Annotated in this window: 19 protein-coding genes; 7 read left to right on the top strand and 12 right to left on the bottom strand. The window is 73.9% G+C overall.

The window, feature by feature from the left end; all coding sequences use genetic code 11:
- Nucleotides 1-33 precede the first annotated feature (33 nt).
- The gene (locus ACQ614_RS08530; protein WP_431677787.1) at nt 34-762 is read left to right on the top strand and encodes a hypothetical protein; all 729 of its coding nucleotides are present in this window, start codon (nt 34-36) and stop codon (nt 760-762) included.
- 45 nt (nt 763-807) lie between these two features.
- Nucleotides 808-1,281, top strand: coding sequence for a PPOX class F420-dependent oxidoreductase (locus ACQ614_RS08525; protein WP_431677786.1), 474 nt, complete (start codon nt 808-810; stop codon nt 1,279-1,281).
- Here ACQ614_RS08525 and ACQ614_RS08520 read toward each other — a convergent pair.
- The 4 genes from ACQ614_RS08520 to ACQ614_RS08505 form a co-directional block, all read right to left on the bottom strand.
- Complete coding sequence (locus ACQ614_RS08520) at nt 1,211-1,639, bottom strand: GntR family transcriptional regulator (protein WP_431677785.1); 429 nt, start codon at nt 1,637-1,639, stop codon at nt 1,211-1,213. The genes ACQ614_RS08525 and ACQ614_RS08520 overlap by 71 nt on opposite strands.
- Nucleotides 1,624-2,628, bottom strand: coding sequence for a hypothetical protein (locus ACQ614_RS08515; protein WP_431677783.1), 1,005 nt, complete (start codon nt 2,626-2,628; stop codon nt 1,624-1,626). The genes ACQ614_RS08520 and ACQ614_RS08515 overlap by 16 nt, the downstream gene beginning before the upstream one ends.
- Nucleotides 2,629-2,794: 166 nt before the next feature.
- The gene (locus ACQ614_RS08510) at nt 2,795-3,862 is read right to left on the bottom strand and encodes an isopenicillin N synthase family dioxygenase (RefSeq protein WP_431677781.1); all 1,068 of its coding nucleotides are present in this window, start codon (nt 3,860-3,862) and stop codon (nt 2,795-2,797) included.
- A gap of 279 nt (nt 3,863-4,141) precedes the next feature.
- Complete coding sequence (locus tag ACQ614_RS08505) at nt 4,142-5,737, bottom strand: AMP-binding protein (protein WP_431677780.1); 1,596 nt, start codon at nt 5,735-5,737, stop codon at nt 4,142-4,144.
- 206 nt (nt 5,738-5,943) lie between these two features.
- On the opposite strand from ACQ614_RS08505, the gene ACQ614_RS08500 reads away from it, so the two are divergent.
- Nucleotides 5,944-8,235: a transglycosylase domain-containing protein gene (locus ACQ614_RS08500; RefSeq protein ID WP_431677779.1), complete on the top strand. Its 2,292-nt coding sequence runs from the start codon at nt 5,944-5,946 to the stop codon at nt 8,233-8,235.
- A gap of 15 nt (nt 8,236-8,250) precedes the next feature.
- Here ACQ614_RS08500 and ACQ614_RS08495 read toward each other — a convergent pair whose 3' ends face one another.
- Together ACQ614_RS08495 and ACQ614_RS08490 are read right to left on the bottom strand one after the other, a co-directional pair.
- Entirely contained in the window at nt 8,251-8,814 is a 564-nt protein-coding gene (locus ACQ614_RS08495) for a DinB family protein (protein ID WP_431677778.1), read from the bottom strand.
- Between the two features lie 46 nt (nt 8,815-8,860).
- On the bottom strand, nt 8,861-9,748 hold the full coding sequence (locus ACQ614_RS08490) for an oxygenase MpaB family protein (protein ID WP_431683864.1): 888 nt from the start codon (nt 9,746-9,748) through the stop codon (nt 8,861-8,863).
- Nucleotides 9,749-9,920: 172 nt separating this feature from the next.
- Here ACQ614_RS08490 and ACQ614_RS08485 point away from each other — a divergent pair, with 172 nt between their 5' ends.
- A complete protein-coding gene (locus ACQ614_RS08485; protein WP_431677777.1) occupies nt 9,921-11,105 on the top strand; it encodes a PP2C family protein-serine/threonine phosphatase in 1,185 nt (394 codons plus the stop codon).
- 50 nt (nt 11,106-11,155) lie between these two features.
- Here ACQ614_RS08485 and ACQ614_RS08480 read toward each other — a convergent pair whose 3' ends face one another.
- The 3 genes from ACQ614_RS08480 to ACQ614_RS08470 form a co-directional block, all read right to left on the bottom strand.
- The gene (locus ACQ614_RS08480; RefSeq protein ID WP_431677775.1) at nt 11,156-11,560 is read right to left on the bottom strand and encodes a VOC family protein; all 405 of its coding nucleotides are present in this window, start codon (nt 11,558-11,560) and stop codon (nt 11,156-11,158) included.
- Nucleotides 11,561-11,831: 271 nt separating this feature from the next.
- On the bottom strand, nt 11,832-12,521 hold the full coding sequence (locus ACQ614_RS08475) for an aspartate/glutamate racemase family protein (RefSeq protein WP_431677774.1): 690 nt from the start codon (nt 12,519-12,521) through the stop codon (nt 11,832-11,834).
- A gap of 45 nt (nt 12,522-12,566) precedes the next feature.
- Nucleotides 12,567-13,364, bottom strand: coding sequence for a DUF1963 domain-containing protein (locus tag ACQ614_RS08470; protein ID WP_431677773.1), 798 nt, complete (start codon nt 13,362-13,364; stop codon nt 12,567-12,569).
- A 70-nt stretch (nt 13,365-13,434) separates the two neighbouring features.
- Here ACQ614_RS08470 and ACQ614_RS08465 point away from each other — a divergent pair, with 70 nt between their 5' ends.
- On the top strand, nt 13,435-14,016 hold the full coding sequence (locus ACQ614_RS08465) for a GNAT family N-acetyltransferase (protein WP_431677772.1): 582 nt from the start codon (nt 13,435-13,437) through the stop codon (nt 14,014-14,016).
- Between the two features lie 4 nt (nt 14,017-14,020).
- On the opposite strand, the gene ACQ614_RS08460 is transcribed toward ACQ614_RS08465, so the two are convergent.
- Both ACQ614_RS08460 and ACQ614_RS08455 read right to left on the bottom strand, forming a co-directional pair.
- Entirely contained in the window at nt 14,021-15,718 is a 1,698-nt protein-coding gene (locus tag ACQ614_RS08460) for a purine-cytosine permease family protein (RefSeq protein ID WP_431677771.1), read from the bottom strand.
- Nucleotides 15,719-15,896: 178 nt separating this feature from the next.
- On the bottom strand, nt 15,897-16,685 hold the full coding sequence (locus ACQ614_RS08455; RefSeq protein WP_431677770.1) for a TIGR03084 family metal-binding protein: 789 nt from the start codon (nt 16,683-16,685) through the stop codon (nt 15,897-15,899).
- A 106-nt stretch (nt 16,686-16,791) separates the two neighbouring features.
- Between ACQ614_RS08455 and ACQ614_RS08450 the strand changes: the two genes are divergently transcribed.
- Nucleotides 16,792-17,526, top strand: a complete 735-nt coding sequence (locus ACQ614_RS08450) for a LuxR C-terminal-related transcriptional regulator (protein ID WP_431677769.1) — start codon at nt 16,792-16,794, stop codon at nt 17,524-17,526.
- Between the two features lie 10 nt (nt 17,527-17,536).
- Here the strand turns inward: ACQ614_RS08450 and ACQ614_RS08445 are convergent, their stop codons facing one another.
- Complete coding sequence (locus tag ACQ614_RS08445) at nt 17,537-19,069, bottom strand: AMP-binding protein (protein WP_431677767.1); 1,533 nt, start codon at nt 19,067-19,069, stop codon at nt 17,537-17,539.
- 225 nt (nt 19,070-19,294) lie between these two features.
- Between ACQ614_RS08445 and ACQ614_RS08440 the strand changes: the two genes are divergently transcribed.
- Nucleotides 19,295-19,939, top strand: a complete 645-nt coding sequence (locus ACQ614_RS08440; RefSeq protein ID WP_431677766.1) for an NAD(P)-dependent oxidoreductase — start codon at nt 19,295-19,297, stop codon at nt 19,937-19,939.
- The last annotated feature ends 13 nt before the right edge of the window (nt 19,940-19,952 follow it).

The raw sequence follows: 19,952 nt of genomic DNA, 5'->3' as shown, positions 1-19,952 counted from the left end.
GGGGCCTGTCGGCGGGGTGCCTAGGCTCCCCGCGTGATCGTGCGTCCCACCGGGAGTGCGGAGGGGCCGTACGACGCGGCCTTCCTGCCCCGTCAGCAGATGGTTCTCCGAGCCGCCGACCAGCCGATTTCGGACCCGGTGGCCAAGTTCGGCGGCGAGCCGGTCTGGCTCTCCGAGCCGGCCTGGCCGGTGCATCCGGCCTCCGGCGAGCCGCTGGTGTTCGTCGGACAGTTCCCCGTGCCCGGCCCGGAGCTCCGGCTGGCCTACCTGTTCCTCCACGAGGAGGACATCGTCATGGGAGGGACCGACCCGGAGGCCGGCGACGCCGTCGTGCTGGTGCAGCCGGACGGCCGCATCCCCTCCTTCGCCGCCGTCGGGCCGCCCGGAACGCGCGGGCGGACCCTGTGGCGCCGGGGCCCCGACGACACGGAGATCCCGGTCGAGTGGCACGTCGACCTGCAGCCCGTACCACCCGCCGTCGACCGCTCGATCGACGAGGCGGCGGCGTACCAGAAGGGCATGCGCGGTGACGGCCCGTACGTCGAGGACTGCGACGGAGAGGAACTGCGCGAGTACTTCGGCGGTACCGCCTGCTACCCCAACCACCACGCGCGGGTCGACGCCCCCTGGCGGTTCCTCTTCAAGATCGGCGACGCCGGTGAGGGCCCGGACGATCCGTACTTCCTCAACTTCGGCTACGGCTACGGCTTCGCCTACGTCAGCCCCGACCACCGGGAGGGCCGCTTCTTCTGGGACTGCTGACGTGGCGCCCGTGCACCTTCGACGGCAAGCTCTAGGCTTGCGGCCATGAGCCCTTCGATCGCCACCAACACCCGGGTGGAGCTGGCCGGTTTGCTGGACTTCGTCCGTCCGCGCCACCGGGCGCTGCTGCTCACCCGCCGCGCCGACGGCACCCCGCAGGCCTCCCCGCTGACCTGCGGCGTGGACGACTCCGGCCGGATCGTCGTCTCCACGTACCCGGAGCGGGCGAAGACCCGCAATGCCCGGCGCGACTCCGCGGTGAGCGTGGTGGTGCTCTCGGACGAGTGGAACGGCCCCTGGGTGCAGGTGGACGGCGAGGCCGAGGTGCTGGACATGCCGGAGGCGCTGGAGCCGCTGGTGGAGTACTACCGGAACATCGCCGGCGAGCACCCGGACTGGGACGAGTACCGCGAGGCGATGCGCCGGCAGGGCAAGTCGCTGATCCGGATCACTCCGCGCCGCTGGGGCCCGATCGCGACCGGCGGCTTCCCGGCCCGTCTGGTGGAGGACCAGGCGTAGCGGAACCGGCGAGCGCGGTGCGGACGAGGGCCAGGACCTCCTCGTCCGCCAGGCCCAGGGCGCGGGCCTCGGCGACCAGCGCCCCGGCGGCCGCGTCGAGGCGGGCCCGGCCGGGTGACGCGGCGTCGGTGATCTGCGCCCCGCGGCCGCGGCGCAGGTCGAGCAGCCCCTCCTCGCGGAGGATCTGGTAACCGCGCAGCACGGTGTGCATGTTGACGTCGAGTGATTCGGCGAGGCCGCGGGCGGGCGGCAGCCGGTCGCCGGGCCGTGCGGTGCCGTCGGCGACGGCGCGGCGGACGCAGGCGGCGATCTGCTCGGCCAGCGGCTGCGGGGAGGCGGGGTTCACGCGGAAGAGCACGGGCAGTCCTCCCGCGGGCGCCGGACGAGCGCGGTGAGCAGCCCGGCGGCGGTGGCGGCGTCGGGGACGGAGACGGTGAACTCCCGTCCGTCGGTGAGCAGGACGGCGAGGGCCTCGCCGGGCCGCAGCACCAGGCCGCTGCGGCCGGGCCCGGAGCGGTACCCCTCGTCGCCGAAGACCCCGGTCCACCGGACCTCGCGGCAGTCGGCGGCGGCGATCCGCTCCAGCGGCAGCTGGATCCGGGGCCGGCGGAGCAGCGGCAGGCGCACGGTCAGGCCGTGCCGGTCGACGGTGACCCGGATGCGGCCGGCGGCCGTGGCGATCGCGCCGATCAGGGCGACCGGCAGCGCGCCGGCGCCGGCCCCGGAAACCAGCAGGACGGCGGCGAGCCCGAGCAGGGCGGGGCCGAGGGTCCGCAGCAGCGGCGAGCCGACCGTGCGGGACCAGGAGACGGCCTCCCCGGGGGCGAGCCGGATCGGGGCGGGCACCGGGGGAGCGGCCTGCCCGGCCGGAGCCGGGCGTAGGACCGCACCGCCCAGCAACAGGCCGAGTACCGCAGCGAGGGCCGCGCCGCCGACGCAGACCGCCACGGCGGTGCCCGACGGGCGGGCGTCGGCGGCGCGGGCGGCGTGCGCATTGGCGACGGGCACCAGGCAGCACAGCGAGCCGAGCAGGGCGGCCGCCGCCCAGCCGCCGGCGGTCAGGGCGCGCCGTGCGCGGGCCGGCAGGTCGTCGGCGAGTGCCAGGCGGGCGAGGGTGCCGCCGGTGAGCGCGATCAGCCCGAGGGCGGCGGCGAGGAAGCGCCAGGCCGGCAGGGTGCCGTCGGCGCCGTCGGCCGAGAAGTGCACGGCGAGTGGCTCGGGCAGCTGCGGCCGCAGCCGGGCGTACACCAGCAGGACCGCTGCGGCGGCGACCGCGGGCGGCAGGACGGCGACGGCCACTGCGGTGCGGGAGGGCCGGGGCGGTGGGGGTAAGGGCAGGGCGGGCACGGAGATCCCTCCAGGGACGCGAACGATCGCAGATTGTTCGCACCATGCTAGAACAATGCCAGGACGGTGACGGAACGATCTGCGATCGTCGGTGCGAACCTCCGTGCCTCCGCCCCGAAGAAGCCCGGGCAGCCCCGAGCGGTCCCGGGGCAGCCGGGTCCGGCCGTCAGGCTGCGGTCAGCGGCAGCAGGTCGGCGTGGTGGCGGCGGGTGACCTCGGGGTGGGCCCGGAGGTAGCCCTTGAGTTCGTTGCGGCCGAACTCGGCGAACAGCGGGTTGGCCGGGTCCTGGGTGGCGCCCGGGGCGTGGTGGGCCTGGGGGAACTCCAGCGGTTCGATGTGGGCGTCCAGCCGGGGGTTGTAGAAGAACGGCACGGAGAACCGCTCGCGGGCGCCGGGCGGGCTGACCACCCGGTGGCTGGTGGCCTTCAGGTAGCCGTCCGTGGCGACCTCCAGCAGTTCGCCGAGGTTGACCACGAAGGCCCCGGGCAGCGGCGGCACCTCCAGGAAGGAGCCGTCCGGGCGCTCCACCTGGAGGCCGCCCACGGTGTCCTGGAGCAGCAGGGTGATGAAGCCGTAGTCCTTGTGCGAGCCGACGCCCTGGGCGGCGCCGTCCGGGGCCGTGCCGGGGTACCGCACCAGCTTGAGCCGCAGGTGGGGGTGGCCCTCGAAGGCGTAGTCGTAGAAGTCCGGCTCGGCGCCGATCGCGGTGAGCAGTTCGTGCAGCAGCCGCTGCCCGACGCCGCCGAGCCGGTCGATCCAGTGCAGCGAGGCCTCCCGCAGTTCGGGCAGCGTCTCCGGCCACTGGTTCGGGCCCTCCAGCCACCAGTACGGGGGCTCGCCGGAGGTCGGCACGTGCGGGGGCAGTTCGGCGCCGATGTCGAGCTGGTCGCGCCAGTCGCGGTTGCCGCCGGTGCGTTCGTCGCCGGTGCGGGTGTAGCCGCGGAAGTGCGGGGAGTTGAGGTTGCTCACGGCCAGCCGGTCGGCCTCGGGGAGGGCGAAGAAGGCGCGCATGGCGGCGGTGAGCGCGGCGGTCTCGGCCTCGGTCACGCCGTGCCCGACGAGCTGGAAGAAACCGACGCCGGTGGCGGCGGAGCGGAGCTCCACGTGCAGCCGGGCGCGCTCCTCCGCGCTGCCGTCGGCGAGGGAGAGGTCGATCACCGGGAGGCCGGCCGAGGTGCCGGCGACGGGACCGGTGGAGGCTGCAGGACCGTTGGAAGGGGACTGCTGGGTCATGGGTGACATCACCTGGGTGTCGTGTGCCCCGGCGGGCCCGGCGGTCGCCGGGGACGCTGCCGCTGCCGCGCCGGGTGTGGCCGGTGCAGCGGGGCCGGGGGAGGGTGTGTGCCCTGAGGGCGGAGGACGAGCGGGATCAGCCGGAGCGTCGACAGGACATGCTCGTGACGCGGAGCAGGTCCACGTGGCGACGGCTGACGAGAAGGAGCACGTCACCAGCGTAACGGACCGCGATCGGCGGTGGCCGGGCCCGTAAGTCCCCCGCCGGGGCCGGGCGGCTCATCCGGCGAGTGCGCGGGCCGCCCGTTCCCTCAGCTCGTTCTTTCTGACCTTGCCGCTGACCGTCATCGGGAAGCCCTCGACGACGTGCACGTAACGGGGGGTCTTGTAGTGGGCGAGGCGGCCGCGGCAGTACTCGGCGACCTCCTCCTGCCCGAGGCCGGCGGCCGGGTCGTGGAGCACCACGAAGGCGCAGACCTCCTCGCCGTAGCGCTCGTCGGGCACGCCGACGACCTGGACGTCGGCGATCTTCGGGTGGGTGTGCAGGAACTCCTCGATCTCGCGCGGGTACACGTTCTCGCCACCGCGGATGATCATGTCCTTGATCCGGCCGACGATCGCCAGGTAGCCGTCCTCGTGCATCACCGCGAGGTCGCCGGTGTGCATCCAGCCCTCGGCGTCGACCGCCTCGGCGGTGCGCTCCGGGTCGTTCCAGTAGCCGATCATCACCGAGTAGCCGCGGGTGCAGAGCTCGCCGGGCTCGCCGCGGCCGACCGTCCGCCCGGTCTCCGGCTCGACCACCTTGACCTCAAGGTGCGGCAGCACCCGGCCGACCGTGCCGGTGCGGTGCTCCAGGTCGTCGTCGCGGCGGGTCTGGGTGGAGACCGGCGAGGTCTCGGTCATGCCGTACGCGATGGCGACCTCGGCCATGTGCATCTCGGTCTGGACGCGCTTCATCACCTCGACCGGGCAGGGCGAGCCGGCCATGATGCCGGTGCGCAGCGAGGTGAGGTCGTAGCCGGCGAAGTCGGGCAGGCCGAGTTCGGCGATGAACATGGTCGGCACGCCGTACAGCGAGGTGGCCCGTTCGGCCTGCACCGCGTGCAGGGTGGCGGCCGGGTCGAAGCCCTGGCCGGGGATCACCACGCAGGCGCCGTGGCTGAGCGCCGCGAGGTTGCCCATCACCATGCCGAAGCAGTGGTAGAAGGGCACCGGCAGGCAGATCCGGTCCTGCTCGGTGTAGCCGACCAGCTCGCCCACCCAGAAGCCGTTGTTGAGGATGTTGCGGTGAGAGAGGGTGGCGCCCTTGGGGAAGCCGGTGGTGCCGGAGGTGTACTGGATGTTGATCGGGTCGTCCGGCGCCAGGTCGGCGGGGAGGCCGCCGTCGCCGTCCAGCTCCCGGAATTCGGCCTCGCCGATCCACAGCGTCTCGCGCAGGCCCGGGCACTCCTCGCAGATCTCGGCCACCATCGCCCGGTAGTCGCTGGTGCGGTACGCGGGCTGGGCGACCAGCAGACTCACCCCGGACTGGTTCAGCGCGTACGCCAACTCGTGCGTGCGGTAGGCCGGGTTGATGTTCACCAGGATCGCGCCGAGCCGGGCGGTGGCGTACTGCACCAGCACCCACTCGGGGCAGTTGAGCGCCCAGATGCCGACCCGGTCGCCGCGGCGCACCCCGCGGGCCTGCAGGCCGCGGGCCACCCGGTCGACGTCCCGGCCGAGTTCGGCGTACGTCCAGCGGCGGCCGCTCGGCACGTCCACCAGGGCCTCGCGGCCGGGGTGGGCGGCGACCGCGCGCTCCAGGCACTGCCCGATCGTCTCGTCCAGCAGCGGCACGTCGGTGCGGCCGTGCGTGTGGGAAGCCTGCGCGGTCACCATTGACCTCCTGGGCTGGGCGGATCTGCCGGGACCAAGGCTTGCCATCGGGCGGCGCCGCGTCAAGGGCGTCCCGCGCACGGCGCGGCGCGTCCGTGGCATTCGGCGGGCGGCCGCCCCGACCCGGCGGCGCTGTCACAGAGTTGTGACGAAAGCGGGAAGAAACCCGGTACTCGGTGGACGATGGTTCGCCTAGGGTCGATCCCATGGCGCGTCAAAACTCCATCGGTCTGGGCAAGAAGCTCCTCCTGGCGGCCCGTTTCACGGGCGCGAGCGTACTGGGCGGTGTGGTCGTCGCAGGGCTGGCGCTCCCCGCGGTCGGGGCGGCCGGACTCGGCGCGCAGTCCGCGGTGGAGGACTTCGACAGCCTGCCGGACGACTTCGTCACCCCGCCGCTGTCCCAGGCGTCCGTGATCTACGACGCGGACGGCGGGACGATCGCCACCGTCTACAGCCGGGACCGCACGGTCGTCCCCGCCGACGGCATATCGCCCCTGGTCAAGGCCGCGCTCGTCGACATCGAGGACAGCCGCTACTACCAGCACGGCGCCGTCGACCTGAAGGGCGTGCTGCGCGCCCTCAACTCCAACGCGGCATCGGGCACCACCGCGCAGGGCGCCTCCACCCTCACCCAGCAGTACGTCAAGAACGTCTTCGTCGACCAGGCCGGCGACGACCTGCAGAAGGTCCAGGAGGCGCAGCGGCAGACCCTGGAGCGGAAGATCCAGGAGCTCAAGTACGCCATCAAGGTCGAGGAGACCCTGACGAAGGACCAGATCCTCACCAACTACCTCAACATCACCTTCTTCGGCGAGAAGGCGTACGGCATCGAGGCGGCCGCCCAGCGCTACTTCAGCGTCCACGCAAAGGACCTGACCTTGCCTCAGGCGGCGCTGCTGGCCGGCCTGGTGCAGTCGCCGTCCGCCTACGACCCGATCGTCAACCCGAACACGGCCAAGCAGCGCCGCGACACGGTGCTGCACAAGATGGCCGAGTACGGGCACATCACCGCCGAGCAGGCCCGGGAGGCGATCGCCTCGCCGATCGCGCTGAAGGTCACCCGGGCCCACCAGGGCTGCATCACGGCCGGCCTGGGCGAGGGCTTCTTCTGCGACTACGTCCAGAAGACCGTGCTGGCCGACCCGGCGTTCGGGAAGACCCCCGAGGAGCGGCGGGCGCTGTGGCAGCGCGGCGGGCTGCAGATCCGCACCACCCTCGACCCGAAGTCCCAGAAGGCGGTGCAGCAGGCCGTCACCGAGCACGCCGCGCCGTCCGACCGGCCGGCCGCGGTGACGGCGATGGTCCAGCCGGGCACCGGCAAGGTCCTGGCGATGGCGCAGAGCCGCCCGTACGGGCTGGGCAAGGACCAGACGACGATCAACCTGAGCGTGCCCAAGCGGATGGGCGGCGGCATCGGCTACCCGACCGGCTCCACCTTCAAGCCGATCGTGGCGGCGGCCGCGCTGGAGGCCGGAATCCCGGTGAGCCGCAGCTACACCTCGGGCTACAGCATGCCCTGGCCGGAGATGCGGGACTGCTCGGGCGGCCGCTTCCCGGAGGGCGGCGAGGTGCACAACGACAGCCGCACCCTGGTCGGCAGCTTCGCCATGCCGGCCGCGATGAAGCACTCGGTCAACACCTACTTCGCCAACCTGGAGGCCGAGGCCGGGCTGTGCACGGTGGCGCGGACGGCCGCGAAGCTGGGCATCACCCAGCAGGCGGGCGGCGAGAAGCTCAGTGTGGTGCCGTCGATGACCCTCGGCAGCAACGACCTCTCGCCGCTGGAGATGGCCGCCGCCTACGCGGCGTTCGCCGCCCACGGCACGTACTGTGCGCCGACCGCGATCACCGCGGTGACCGGGCCGGACGGCAAGCCCCTCGGCGTGCCGAAGGCGGCGTGCAGCGAGGCGATGTCCAGGACCACCGCGGACACGGTCACCGCGATGCTCCGGGGCGTGGTCGAGGACGGCGGCACCGGCGACACCGCCGGCCTGTCCGACCGCCCGACGGCCGGCAAGACCGGTACCACCAACGAGGGACGGCAGGTCTGGTTCGTCGGCTACACGCCGGAGCTGGTCGCCGCGACGGTCGTCAGCGACACCATGAACCCGGCCCCGCTGGAGGGCCAGCGGATGGGCGGCAAGCGGATCGACCAGGCGTTCGGCGGCGCCGTCGCCGGGCCGATCTGGCGGGAGGCCGTCGAGGGCGCCCTGGACGGCGTCCCGGCAGGGGAGTTCACCTACGTGCGGCTGCCCGCCGCCACCCCGGAGCCCTCCGACTCCACGCGGCCGACCCCGGACGCCGGACAGCCGACCCAGGGGACCGGTCAGCCGGGCCAGGGCGGCGGGCGGCCCACCCGGGGCGGCCAGCCGACCCCGGGCGCGGGACAGCCCAGCCCCGGCACCGGGCGCCCGACCCGCGGCACCGGCGAGCCGACCCCGGGCGCCGGTCGGCCGAGCGAAGGCACGGGAGAGCCGGGCCCGGGCACCGGCCAGTAGCCGGCCGGTGGCGGGTCAGTAGCCGGTGGCGCCGTCGATGCGTTCGCGCAGCAGGTCGGCGTGGCCGTTGTGGCGGGCGTACTCGGCGAGCATGTGGACCAGGATGCGGCGCAGCGACACCGGCTGGCCGGTGGCCCGGTGCACGCCGGTGACGTCCAGCGAGGGGGCGGCGGCGACGATCTCCCGGGAGCGCTCGCACTGCGCCCGCCAGACGGCCAGCGCCTTGGCCGGGTCGCCGTCGAGCCGTTCGAAGTCCTGCTCGGGGTCGTCGTCGGAGTAGTAGAGCATCTCCACGTCCAGCCCGGCGAACTGCAAGTGCAGCCACCACCGCTCGACCCCGGCGAGGTGCCGCAGCAGCCCGTGCAGGGTCAGCCCGGAGGGCGGCACGGTGTGCTCGGAGAGCTGGGCCGCCGTCAGCCCGGCGCACTTGAGGGCCAGCGTCTCGCGGTGGAACTCCAGGTACGAGGTGAGGATCTCGCGTTCGTCGCCGACCAGCGGCGGACCGGGCCGGGAATCGGCGTCGGCCCAGCCCTGGGCGTAGTTCTGCGGCGGAATCTCGGGTACGGGGTTCTCGCTCATACCGCCACCCTGGCACGGCGGAGTGACAGGTCGCCCAGGGGCGCGTTCAGGAGGCCTCGCCGTGCGGGAACGGGCAGCCGCCCGACTCGCGGGGGCCGAAGGTGCCGAGCTCGGAGATCCGGTACCCGTCGGGGTAGCCGCGGACCTGCCGACCGTCCCGGGCCAGGTGCGGCCTGCGGCGCGGCGGCAGCAGCCGCACCAGCCGTCCGCGCAGCCGCATCCCGCCGCGGACCAGTGCGGTCAGCAGTGCCGGCGGCGCGGGATAGCCGAAGGCCTCCCGCAGCGGGTCGTCCAGCAGACAGATCGAGGAGCGGCGCATCTGGCCGCCGAGCGGGCGGGGGTACCAGCTCGCGGTGAGGTCCAGGGTGGCGTCGGAGACCGCCCGGCCGCCCTCGTCGAAGGCGAAGTTGGCGCGCTCGTAGTCGTCCAGCAGCCGCTCGAACTCCTCGTACGTCTCCGGGACGTCCCGCAGGCCCATGTGGCGGCCGAGCTCGCGGTAGTAGTTGACCGCGGCCCGGATCTCGTGGGCGGAGTACGGGCGCCAGCCGTAGTCGTCCAGCCAGCGCTTGGGCACCACCACGAAGGTGGCGAGGACGTAGACGAAGTCCTCGTTGGAGATCTCGTACCGGCGGTGCATCCGGTTCATCCGGCGGATCGCCTCGCGGCCCGGTTCGGAGTCGAAGCCGTGCTCCAGCACGGCCTCCAGGATCAGCACGGTGTCGTCGTACCGCTTCTGCGCGCGGTTGGTGAACTCGCCCGTCCTGGCCAGCAGCCGGCCGACGGAGGGCACCGCGTAGGTGCGGTAGAGCGCGAAGCCCAGCGACTGGTTGGTGTCCCAGGGGAACTCGTACCAGCTGCTGATCCGGTAGATCTCCGCGTAGTCGGTCTCCGGGTCGAGCTGCTGGATGCGTTCCAGCCACTGGTGACGCTTCATCATGGGCCTTCCGGCGGGCTGGGGGCGGGATCGCCCCCGACTGTAGGGGCTGTCCAAGATCACGGTCAACGGCGCCGGTCGCGTCCGGCGGTGCCCGCCGGCGGTCGGGGGAGCGGCCCGGCCCGCCCGTGTCGCGGAGGTGCGGGGCCCGTCCCGGGTGCAGGGTGGAGGGGTGACGGTGCACGGACGGCGGCGCCAGGCCGCCCTGCGCGGGGCGTGGCAGCGAGCCCATGCGCTGGTGATGATCCCGCTGGGATTCATCGTGCTGATCTCGGTGGTCGACCTGGCCTCCCCGGCCGACGTGCACCTCGGCCCGCTGCTGGTGGTCGCCCCCGCGATCACCGCCTCCTTCGCCGGCGCCTGGCTCGCCGGCCTGATCGGCGCCCTGGCGGTGGCCGCGCAGGTGGTCATCGGGATCTTCCACGGCGGCCTGTTCACCACCAACCACGAGACGCAGATCATTGCGCTGATCCTGGTCTCCACGGTGATCGTGCTGTACTGCCGCGTCCGGGAGAGACGCGGCCGGGAGCTCACCCGGGTGCGCTCGGTCTCCGAGACGGTGCAGCGGGTACTGCTGCGCCCGCTGCCCGACCGGCTGGGGCCGCTCCGGCTCGCCGCCCTCTACCTGCCCGCCGAGGACGAGGCACTGCTCGGCGGTGATCTGTACGCCGCGACCCGGGTGCCCGGTGCCACCCGGGTGCTGATCGGCGACGTCCGGGGCAAGGGCCTGACCGCCATCGAGGACGCCGCCCAGGTGCTCGGCGCCTTCCGTGAACTCGCCCACCACCACACCGGGTTGCCCGGCCTCGCCGCCGCCCTCGACGCCGGCTTCGCCCGGCACCTGGCCGAGACCGCGGGGAGCCCGGGTGCCGCCGGGACCGCCGGGGGCGCGGACGGGGACGGGGTCACGGACGGGGACGGGGTCACGGACGCCGACGACGCCGTCGAGCGCTTCGTCACCGTGCTGCTCGCCGACCTGCCGGACGACCCGGTGGAACCCGTCCGGATAGCCAACTGCGGACACCCGCCGCCGCTGCTGCTGGCCGAGGGGAAGCCCGTCCGCACCCTGGAGGCGGACGGCTCCGCCCCGCCGATCGGGCTCGGCACCCTGCCCGGCGCGCACTACCGGCAGGACGCCTACGACGTGCACTCCGGCGAGACCCTGCTGCTCTACACCGACGGCGTCACCGAGGCCCGCGACGGCGAGCGCGCCTTCTACCCGCTCGCCGAGCGCGCCGCCCACTGGGGAGGCGTGGAGCCGTCCGCCCTGGTCGACCGGCTCCGCCGCGACCTGCTGGCGCACGTCGGCGGGCGGCTGAAGGACGACGCCGCGGCCGTGGCCATCGAGCGGGCATGAGCCGCCGGGGCCGGGTGCGGCCGTGAACCGAGGGGCAGCGGACGGGTACGTCAGTCGCGGGCCGGGCGTTCCTGCACGGCCCAGCCGTTGCCGTCCGGGTCGGTGAAGAACACGAAGGAGTTCCAGTCGCCGCCCCTGCCCTCGGCCTTGACGCCCTCCTCGAAGTGCTGCACCGGGCTGACGTCCACACCTCCGGCGACCAGGTGCGCGCGGGCGGCGTCGATGTCGTCCACCACCAGCTGGAGCCCCTGCATGGAACCGGGCCGGGAGTCGCTGATCCCGGTGCCGACGATGATCGAGCAGCCGGAGCCGCGCGGGGTCAGCTGGACGATCCGGGCCTCCTCGCCGATCCGGGAGTCGGTGTCGACGGCGAAGCCGACCTGCTCGGCGTAGAAGTGCTTGGCGCGGTCCACGTCGGAGACGGGGACGACCACCACCTCGAGCTTCCAGTCCACGGTTCCTCGCCTCCCGTTCCCCGGGCCCGTTCCGCCTGGATACGTGCCCCACCCACTGTGCTCGACGGGCCACCCGCCGTCCCGGCCGACACGCAGGGTGGCCGGCCGTGTGTTCCTGCAGCTCAGTCAGGCGATTCGGGCTCGAAGAGTGTCGAGTGCATGTTTCGATCCCGAGGATGCGTCCACCGCCGGAATGCGTTCGCACGGTCGGCGGCGGCGCCGCCCGCCTCTACCCGCTGCGGATCGGCCCGTGAACCGCCTCCGGGGGGTGTCAGGCCAGGGCCGCCGCCACCGCCGCCTCGGCGTGCAGCCTGGCCGTCGGGAAGACCGGCACCGGGCTGTCCTCCGCCCCGACCAGCAGCTCGATCTCGGTGCAGCCCAGCACCACGCCCTCGGCGCCGCGGGCCACCAGGCCGGCGATCACCTCCCGGTACGCCGTCCGGGACTCCTCGCGGACCACGCCCAGGCACAGCTCCTCGTAGATCACCCGGTGCACCTCGGCCCGTCCGGGCCCGTCCGGCACCAGCACCTCCAGCCCGTGCCCGGCGAGGCGGCCGCGGTAGAAGTCCTGCTCCATGGTGAACGCGGTGCCCAGCAGGCCGATCCGGCGCAGCCCGGCGGCCCGGACGGCCCCGGCCGTGGTGTCGGCGAGGTGCAGCAGCGGCACGTCCACCACCGCCGCGACCCGGTCGGCCACCTTGTGCATGGTGTTGGTGCAGATCAGCAGCAGGTCGGCGCCGGCCGCGGCGAGCGCCTGCGCGGCACCCGCCAGCACCTCGCCCGCCTCGTCCCAGCGGCCGGCGGTCTGCAGCCGCTCGATCTCGGCGAAGTCCACCGAGTACAGCACGCACTTCGCCGAGTGCAGCCCGCCGAGCCGCTCCTTGGTGAGCTCGTTCAGCAGCCGGTAGTACTCGGCGGACGATTCCCAGCTCATCCCGCCGATCAGTCCGATCGTCCTCATCGCGCCACTCTCGCACACCGCCCGGCCGAGCCCCGCGGGGTTTCCCTAGCAGCAGCGCCCCTCGGCGCCGGCCCGGGTGAAGTCGCCCGCCGCGAAGGCCCCGGCGGGGATGGTGAAGTAGAGCGACCCGGCGTCGCCCCAGCCCCAGTCGAGTTCGGCGTCGCCGGCGAGCTGGAGCAGGTGGACGGCGGGCCCGTCGGCGTCGCGGGCGGTCACCGCGGAGCCGTAGGAGGTGTCCGGCCAGCCGAAGGCGCGGTGGCGGTCGGCGGTGTTCCCGTCCAGGCCGTCCATCGCGTCGAGGATCAGCGAGGGGGCGCCCCAGTGCGCGTCCCGGTCGAAGGTGACGTCCTCGTCCTCGAGGTCCCAGCAGTCCGGGAGCATCACCACCCCGGTGGCGTGCAGCGGGACGGCCGGCCACCGCGTCGCCGGTGCGGGCGCGTCCGTCTCCACCGCCCGCGCCGGGTCGGCGGGGAGCACCCGGTACATCGCGGGGGAGGAGGTGTCCAGCTTCGCGTACTCCTCGTACGGGATGTCCGGGTCGAGCCGGAAGAAGTTCAGCGGGCCCGGCCGGACCGGCAGTCGGTCGCCCAGCCAGGGGGCGAGCACGTCGGTGTCGAGGACGGCGAGCAGGGAGAGCGGCATGCCGTCGTGGACGGGCCAGGGGGTGCCGGGCTCCAGCAGGGCGGGGCCGCCGAGCCGGCAGTGGCCGGTGGCCGGGGTGCCGTCCGCCGCGCGGTCCAGCCGGAATCCCCGTCGGGCCATCGCGGCGAACTGCCCGCCGGCCTCCTCGCCGAGCCGTTCGGCGCAGATCCGGTGCAGGGCGGCGTCGTCGTCGAACTCCATGCCGGTGATCATTCCAGCGCCCGGGAAACCGGTTGGCACCGGGCCGCCGCGGCGGGTACGACTGGTGGCCATGACCCTCACCGAACCCGGATTCGCCCCCGTCCCGCTCGACCTCGGGCAGGTCCGCCTCGTCCCGTGGGGCGCCGGGTTGCTGCGGTACGCCCCGGGTGTCGCCCGGATCACCGCGGACGAGGAGGTCGCCCGGTGGAACCCGATCCGCGAGACCGACCCCGAGGCTTGGATCCTCGGCCACGCCGACGGCGGCACCGGGGACGTGGCGGGCTTCGCCGTGCTGGACACGGCCACCGAGGCCCTGCTCGGCACCGTCGGCCTGTACTGGCCGAACCGCGCCGACGGCCAGGCCGCCATCGGCTACCGGCTGCTGCCGGAGGCCCGCGGCCGGGGCGCGGCCACCCTGGCCACCGCGGCCGCCACCCGCTGGGCGTTCACCACCGCGGGCGCCCGCCGGATCGAGCTCTGCCACGCGGTCGGCAACACCGCCTCCTGCCGGGTCGCCGAACGCTGCGGCTTCCCCCTGGAGGGCACCCTGCGCGCCTCGCACCGCTACGGCGACGGCCGCCACCACGACGAACACCTGCACGCCCGCCTGGCGGGCGACCCGGAGCCGCCGCCGTTCGGCGCCGCCCGATGAGGGTTCACTCCCGGGCCGTCGGCATGCCGATCAGGACGGGCCCGCCGTCCGGGGCGCGGGTGCAGGCGTCGTGGCAGTCGGCGTCCAGGCTGCAGCAGAGCGAGCAGACGGTGCCCTCGTGGAACGGGCAGTGCGCGGTGTCCGGCACTTCGTAGGCGGTCTCGCAGACCGTGCACACCCGGGTGTCGGTGGCATCGGCGTTGCCGGCGTCCGGGTTGGGCCGGGCCAGGTAGTAGCGCCCCTTGGTGGCCCGGGCGATCAGCGGGCTCAGCACCATGGCCAGCACCAGCGCGATGAACGGGCTGAACGCCTGTGCATACGTGCCGAACCAGCCGAAGAAGGCGGCGATGGAGACCGCGGCGGCCACGCACATCGCCCCGAACCCCGACGGGTTGACGGCGTACAGGTGGGCCCGCTTGAACTCGATGTGCTTCGGGCTCAGTCCCAGCGGTTTGTTGATCACCAGGTCGGCGGTGACGGCGCCGATCCAGGCGATCGCGACGTTGGAGTAGAAGCCGAGCAGGCTGCCCAGCGCGCTGAACATGTTCATCTCCATCAGCAGCAGCGCGATGCCGCAGTTGAGGAAGATGTACCAGACCCGGCCGGGGTGGCGGTGCGTCAGCCGGGAGAAGAAGTTCGACCAGGACAGCGAGCCGGAGTAGGCGTTGGTCGAGTTGATCTTGATCTGGGAGACGATCACGAACACACCGGCCAGCGGCAGCGCCGCCGCGCCCAGCCAGGGCCGCAGCGACTCCACGTACGGTGCGATCGGCTCCAACGCCCTGGTCTCGCCGACCGCGTCCAGCGCGGCGAACGCGAGCAGTGCGCCGCCGAGTTGCTTCAGCGCGCCGATCACCACCCAGCCGGGACCCGCGGCCAGCACCGCGAGGTCCCAGCGGCGCGCGTTCTCCGGCGTCCGCTTCGGCATGAACCGCAGGTAGTCCGCCTGCTCGCCGATCTGTGCGATCAGCGACAGCGCCACGCCCGTGCCCAGCCCGAAGCCGAGCAGGGTGAACCCGGAGCCGACCCCGTCGGTGCCGCCGAAGTGCGTGAACCCGCCGAAGACGCCGGGGGAGTGGAACGCCAGCACGACGAACGGCGCAATCAGCCCGGCGATCCACACCGGTTGCGTCCACGCCTGCATCCGGGCGATCCAGCTCATCCCCTTGAACACGATCGGGATCACGATCAGCGTGGTCAGCAGGTAGCCGACCGGCAGCGGGATGTGCAGCACCTCGTGGAAGGCCTGCGCCATGATCGAGCCCTCGAGGGCGAAGAAGATGAACGTGAAGCTCGCGTACACCAGCGAGGTCAGCGTCGAGCCGAGGTAGCCGAAGCCCGAACCGCGGGTCAGCAGATCCATGTCGACGCCGTTGGCCGCGCACGCCCGGGCGATCGGGATGCCGGTCAGGAAGATCACCGCGGCGGCCGTCAGGATCGCCGCCAGCGCGTTGGTGAAGCCGTACGACATCACGATGCCCGCGCCGATCGCGTAGTCCGCGAGGTAGGCGATGCCGCCGAGCGCGGTCGACGCCACCGCCGTCGGTGACCAGCGGCGGAAGGAGTGCGGCGCGTACCGCAGCGAGTAGTCCTCCAGGGACTCGTCCGCGGCGGTGCCCCGGTACGAGCGGCGCGGCCCGGTGCTTCGCCGTCCGCCGTCGTCGGGCCGGGTCGGGGCGTGCGGGCTGGTCGTGTCGGTCATGTCACCGCTCCCGTCTGTCCTCGGGTTGTGCGGCGAGGGTAGGGGCGGGGAGTTAAGCGCATCGGCTCGCCACGGTTTCACCGCCGTAACTGCATCCGATCGGTGACGCACCGTCAACCGGACGCGCCGACGGGCCCGGTCGGCAGGTCCCGACCCGCCGACGGGCCCGCCACGGCACTCAGCCCTGCGGGTCGCGGCCCTTCCCGGGCGGCCCGGCGAAGGCCTGGACGATCGGCAGCCAGGCGGCCGCGGTGTCACCGACCGCGGTGAGGGCGAGGTCGTCGGGGTGCCGCCGCCGGGTGGCGAGCAGGCAGAAGTCCAGGGCCGGGCCGGTGACCCGGTCGGCCGCGTCCTCCGGCCCCCACGCCCACGACTCGCCCGCCGGGCCGGTGAGTTCGACCCGTACCGGCGCACCGGGGGCGGGCAGGCCGTGCGCCGAGAAGGCGAACCCCATGGTGCGCACGCCGAGGTGGGCGATGTGCCGCAGCCGGGCGGTCGGAACGCGCACGGCCCCGAGGGCGTCGGCGACGTCCTGGCCGTGCGCCCAGGTCTCCATCAGCCGGGCGGTCGCCATCGAGGGCGCCTTCATCGGCGGGCCGAACCAGGGCAGCCGGGTGTCCTGCGGCACCGCGGCGAGCGCCGCCGCGAGCCGTGCCCGCCCCTCCCGCCAGCGGCCGAGCAGCGCCTCCGGCGCCTCGCCGACCCCTTCCGCGGCACCCCGGTCCACGGCGTCGAGGCCGTCCTCCGCGAACAGGCGCTGTGCCTCCGCCGCGAACCGCTCCGGGTCGCCGGCCGCCAGCAGCGACCAGCGGTCGGTCCAGGCGAGGTGGGCCAGCTGGTGGGCGACGGTCCACCCCTCGGCGGGCGTGGCCGCGGCCAGCCCGTCGGCGTCCAACCCGGCCACCAGGTCGTCCAGTTCGGCGCTCTCGGCGTCCAGGTCCGCGAGCAGTGCGGTGATGTCGGCCATCCCGTTCCCCCTCTTCTCCGGTCTTTCCCGGTCCTTCTCCGATCCGGAAGCCCATCCTGCTGCCGGACTCCTCCCCAAGCCAGGGGGTGCGTGTGAGAATCGCCCGGTGAGGAGCGCAGCCCCCGAGCCCCCGGACACGCGCGCCGCCGAGCTGGTCAGGTCCGCGGTACTGGCCGACCTGGCCCGGCGGGTGGTCGCCGACTGCGGCGCGGACGTCGGCCTGGTCGGCGTGCCCGACGGCCCGGACGCCATGGTGCTGCAGCACTGGGCCGGCACCCGCGCCGACCTGCTGCACAACCTCCGGGTGCCGGCCGGCACCGGCCTCGGCGGCCGGGCCCTCGCCGAGCGGATGCCCGCCTGGGTCCCGGACTACCGGGCCGCCACCACCATCTCGCACCACTACGACGCCGCGGTCGGCGCCGACGACCTGTACGCGATGCTCGGCGTGCCGCTCGTCCACGGCGGCGCGGTGCACGGCGTGGTGTACGCCGCGCTGCGCACGGTGGTGCCCTTCGGCGACGTCCGGATCGGCTCGGTGGCCGACCTGGCCGGCACCGCCACCCGGGCGCTGGCGGGGGCGGCCGCCTGGGCACCGGCCGGGGCCGCCGCCCGGGCGGCCAAGGCGGCCGCGGACCGGGCGGCCGGGGCGGGGCTGACCCCGCGCGAGCACGAGGTGCTGCGCTGGGCGGCGACCGGCCGGACGAATCCGGAGATCGCCGACCGTCTCGGCCTCAGCTGCCACACCGTGACCGGCTACCTGAAGAGCGCGATGCACAAGCTCGGCGCCCGCAACCGGACCGAACTGGCCATCGCCGCCCGCGAGTCCGGCATCGTCCGGTGAGCCCCGGCGGTCAGTTGACCTTGCGCTCCCGCCCCGCCCAGTACGGCTCGCGCAGCCGGAACTTCTGCAGCTTGCCGGTGGCCGTCCGGGTGAGCTCGGTGCGGAACTCCACCGAGGTCGGCGCCTTGTAGCCGGCCAGCCGCTGCTTGCAGTGCGCGATCAGCTCGGCCTCCTCGGCCTTCGAGCCGTCCCGGAGCACCACCAGCGCCTTGATCGTCTCGCCCCACTTCTCGTCGGGGACGCCGATCACCGCGACCTCGGCGACCGCGGGATGGCCGTACAGGCAGTCCTCGACCTCGATGGAGGAGACGTTCTCGCCGCCGGTGATGATGACGTCCTTCTTGCGGTCGGAGACGGTGAGGTAGCCGTCGGTGAGGGCGCCGCCGTCACCGGTGTGGAACCAGCCGTCCTGCAGGGCGGCCGCGGTCTCGTCCGGGCGCTCCCAGTAGCTGTCCAGCACGGTGTTGGACCGCACCAGCACCTCGCCCTCCTCGTCCACCCGCACGGTGGAGCCGAGCGCGGGCGCCCCGGCCTGCACCAGCTTCTCCGCCCGCTCGGCGGGCGACAGGACGTCCCACTCGGCGCGGGTGCGGTTGACGGTGAGCACCGGGGAGGTCTCGGTCAGCCCGTAGAGCTGCATGAACTCCCAGCCGAGCTCGGCCTCGACGCGCTGCACCACGGAGGTGGGCGGCGGTGCGCCGGCCACCACCATCCGCACCCGGTCCCGGCCGGGGACGGGCCCGTCCCAGGTCTCCGCGGCGGAGAGCACGGCGGCGACCACGGCCGGTGCGCCGCACAGCAGGGTCACCCCGTGCTGCTCGACCCGGCGCAGGATCTCGGCGCCGTCCACCTTGCGCAGCACGATGTGCTGCCCGCCGAGCCCGGTGAGCACGTACGGCATGCCCCAGCCGTTGGCGTGGAACATCGGCAGCGTGTGCAGGTAGACGTCCCGGTCGGAGACGCCGAAGTGCAGGCCCATCAGCGCGGCGTTCAGCCACAGGTTGCGGTGGGTGAGCCGGACTCCCTTGGGGCGGGCGGTCGTTCCGCTGGTGTAGTTGACGGTGGCGGTGTCCGACTCGGCGACCGGGTGCCGCACCGGCTCGCGGTCGAAGGCGTACAGCTCGCGGTCGCTCTCCTCGCCGAGCACGAACCTGTGCCGGGCGGGCACCCCGGCCAGCGCGTCCGCCACCTCGGGGTCGGTCAGCAGCACCGAGGCGCCGCTCTGCTCGACGATGTACGCGACCTCCTCGGCCTTCAGCCGGAAGTTGACCGGGACCAGCACCCGGCCGAAGCCGCTCACCCCGTAGAAGGAGGTCAGCAGGCGGGCCGAGTTCTGCGAGACGACGGCCACCCGCTCGCCGGGGCCGACGCCCAGCCGGTCGAGGCCGGCCGCCTGGGCACGGGCCAGTTCGGCCATCCTGCGGTAGCTCACCTCGCCCCAGGAGGCGGCCGGCTGGGACGGCTCGTCGACGATCCCGACCCGGTCGCCGTAGACCAGCTCGGCGCGGTCGAGGAAGTCCATGACGGAGAGTGGTGTCTGCATGGGGCCACTGTGCCCGCCCCCGCCGCCGCCCGGACACCCCCGATCGGGGGTGTTGACCGGAACGGAGTACCCCGGCCGTGGGTCCCCACCAGGGGCGACCACCCGAGTGCCTCTGGAAAGCGATCTCCAGGAGCCGCTGCCGCGCCGCGCGTCGCGTGCCCCGGCGGCGGCCGTGGACCGATGCTGGGGGGTGGGAGCGGTGGCGTACGGAGAGGCGGGCACACCATGGCGAGGATCGCGGTCTTTGGTGCCAACGGGTCGATCGGCCGGTGCATCGCCACCGAGGCACTGTCACGCGGCCACCGGGTGACCGCGGCGGTCCGCGATCCCGCCCGCTACCAGGGGCTCAGCCCGGAGGTGGCCCGCGGCGACGTGCTGCACGCCGAGGACGTCGCCCGGATCGCCGAGGGGCAGGACGTGCTGGTGAGCGCGGTCGGCGGCGGGGACGGCCCGGGCGCCCGCCGGCTGATCGAACCGGCCGCCCGGGCCCTGGTCGCCGGCCTGCGGGCGCTGGGCTCGGCCGCCCCGCGGCTGATCGTCGTCGGCGGCGCGGGCAGCCTGGAGACCGCGCCCGGCGTCTGCGTCTGGGACACCCCTGGCCTGCCCGCCGACGTGCAGCAGATGATGCACGCGCACGGCGAGGCGCTCGCCTACCTGCGCACCGTCGCCGATCTGCACTGGACGGTGCTCAGCCCCGCCGCGGACCTCGTCCCCGGCGAGCGCACCGGCAGCTACCGGACGGACACCGACCGGCTGCTGGTCGACGCCGAGGGCCGCAGCGCCATCAGCATCCCGGACTTCGCGGTGGCCGTGGTGGACGAGATCGAGCAGCCCGCGCACATCGGCGAGCGCTTCACCTGCGCCCACTGAGCACCCGCGGTGC

The sequence above is a fragment of the Kitasatospora dryopteridis genome, from assembly GCF_050749075.1.
In the GTDB taxonomy this organism is placed as follows: Bacteria; Actinomycetota; Actinomycetes; order Streptomycetales; family Streptomycetaceae; genus Kitasatospora.
The sequence above is the reverse complement of the archived record's forward strand: the minus strand, read 5'-3'. Positions and strand labels throughout refer to the sequence as shown.

Excerpts from the sequence above, each read along its gene's own strand:
- ACQ614_RS08525 (WP_431677786.1), top strand. The coding sequence starts at position 808 with ATGAGCCCTTCGATCGCCACCAACACCCGGGTGGAGCTGGCCGGTTTG.
- ACQ614_RS08510 (WP_431677781.1), bottom strand. The coding sequence starts at position 3,862 with ATGACCCAGCAGTCCCCTTCCAACGGTCCTGCAGCCTCCACCGGTCCC.
- ACQ614_RS08500 (WP_431677779.1), top strand. The coding sequence starts at position 5,944 with ATGGCGCGTCAAAACTCCATCGGTCTGGGCAAGAAGCTCCTCCTGGCG.
- ACQ614_RS08495 (WP_431677778.1), bottom strand. The coding sequence starts at position 8,814 with ATGAGCGAGAACCCCGTACCCGAGATTCCGCCGCAGAACTACGCCCAG.
- ACQ614_RS08490 (WP_431683864.1), bottom strand. The coding sequence starts at position 9,748 with ATGAAGCGTCACCAGTGGCTGGAACGCATCCAGCAGCTCGACCCGGAG.
- ACQ614_RS08475 (WP_431677774.1), bottom strand. The coding sequence starts at position 12,521 with ATGAGGACGATCGGACTGATCGGCGGGATGAGCTGGGAATCGTCCGCC.
- ACQ614_RS08470 (WP_431677773.1), bottom strand. The coding sequence starts at position 13,364 with ATGGAGTTCGACGACGACGCCGCCCTGCACCGGATCTGCGCCGAACGG.
- ACQ614_RS08465 (WP_431677772.1), top strand. The coding sequence starts at position 13,435 with ATGACCCTCACCGAACCCGGATTCGCCCCCGTCCCGCTCGACCTCGGG.
- ACQ614_RS08460 (WP_431677771.1), bottom strand. The coding sequence starts at position 15,718 with ATGACCGACACGACCAGCCCGCACGCCCCGACCCGGCCCGACGACGGC.
- ACQ614_RS08455 (WP_431677770.1), bottom strand. The coding sequence starts at position 16,685 with ATGGCCGACATCACCGCACTGCTCGCGGACCTGGACGCCGAGAGCGCC.
- ACQ614_RS08445 (WP_431677767.1), bottom strand. The coding sequence starts at position 19,069 with ATGCAGACACCACTCTCCGTCATGGACTTCCTCGACCGCGCCGAGCTG.
- ACQ614_RS08440 (WP_431677766.1), top strand. The coding sequence starts at position 19,295 with ATGGCGAGGATCGCGGTCTTTGGTGCCAACGGGTCGATCGGCCGGTGC.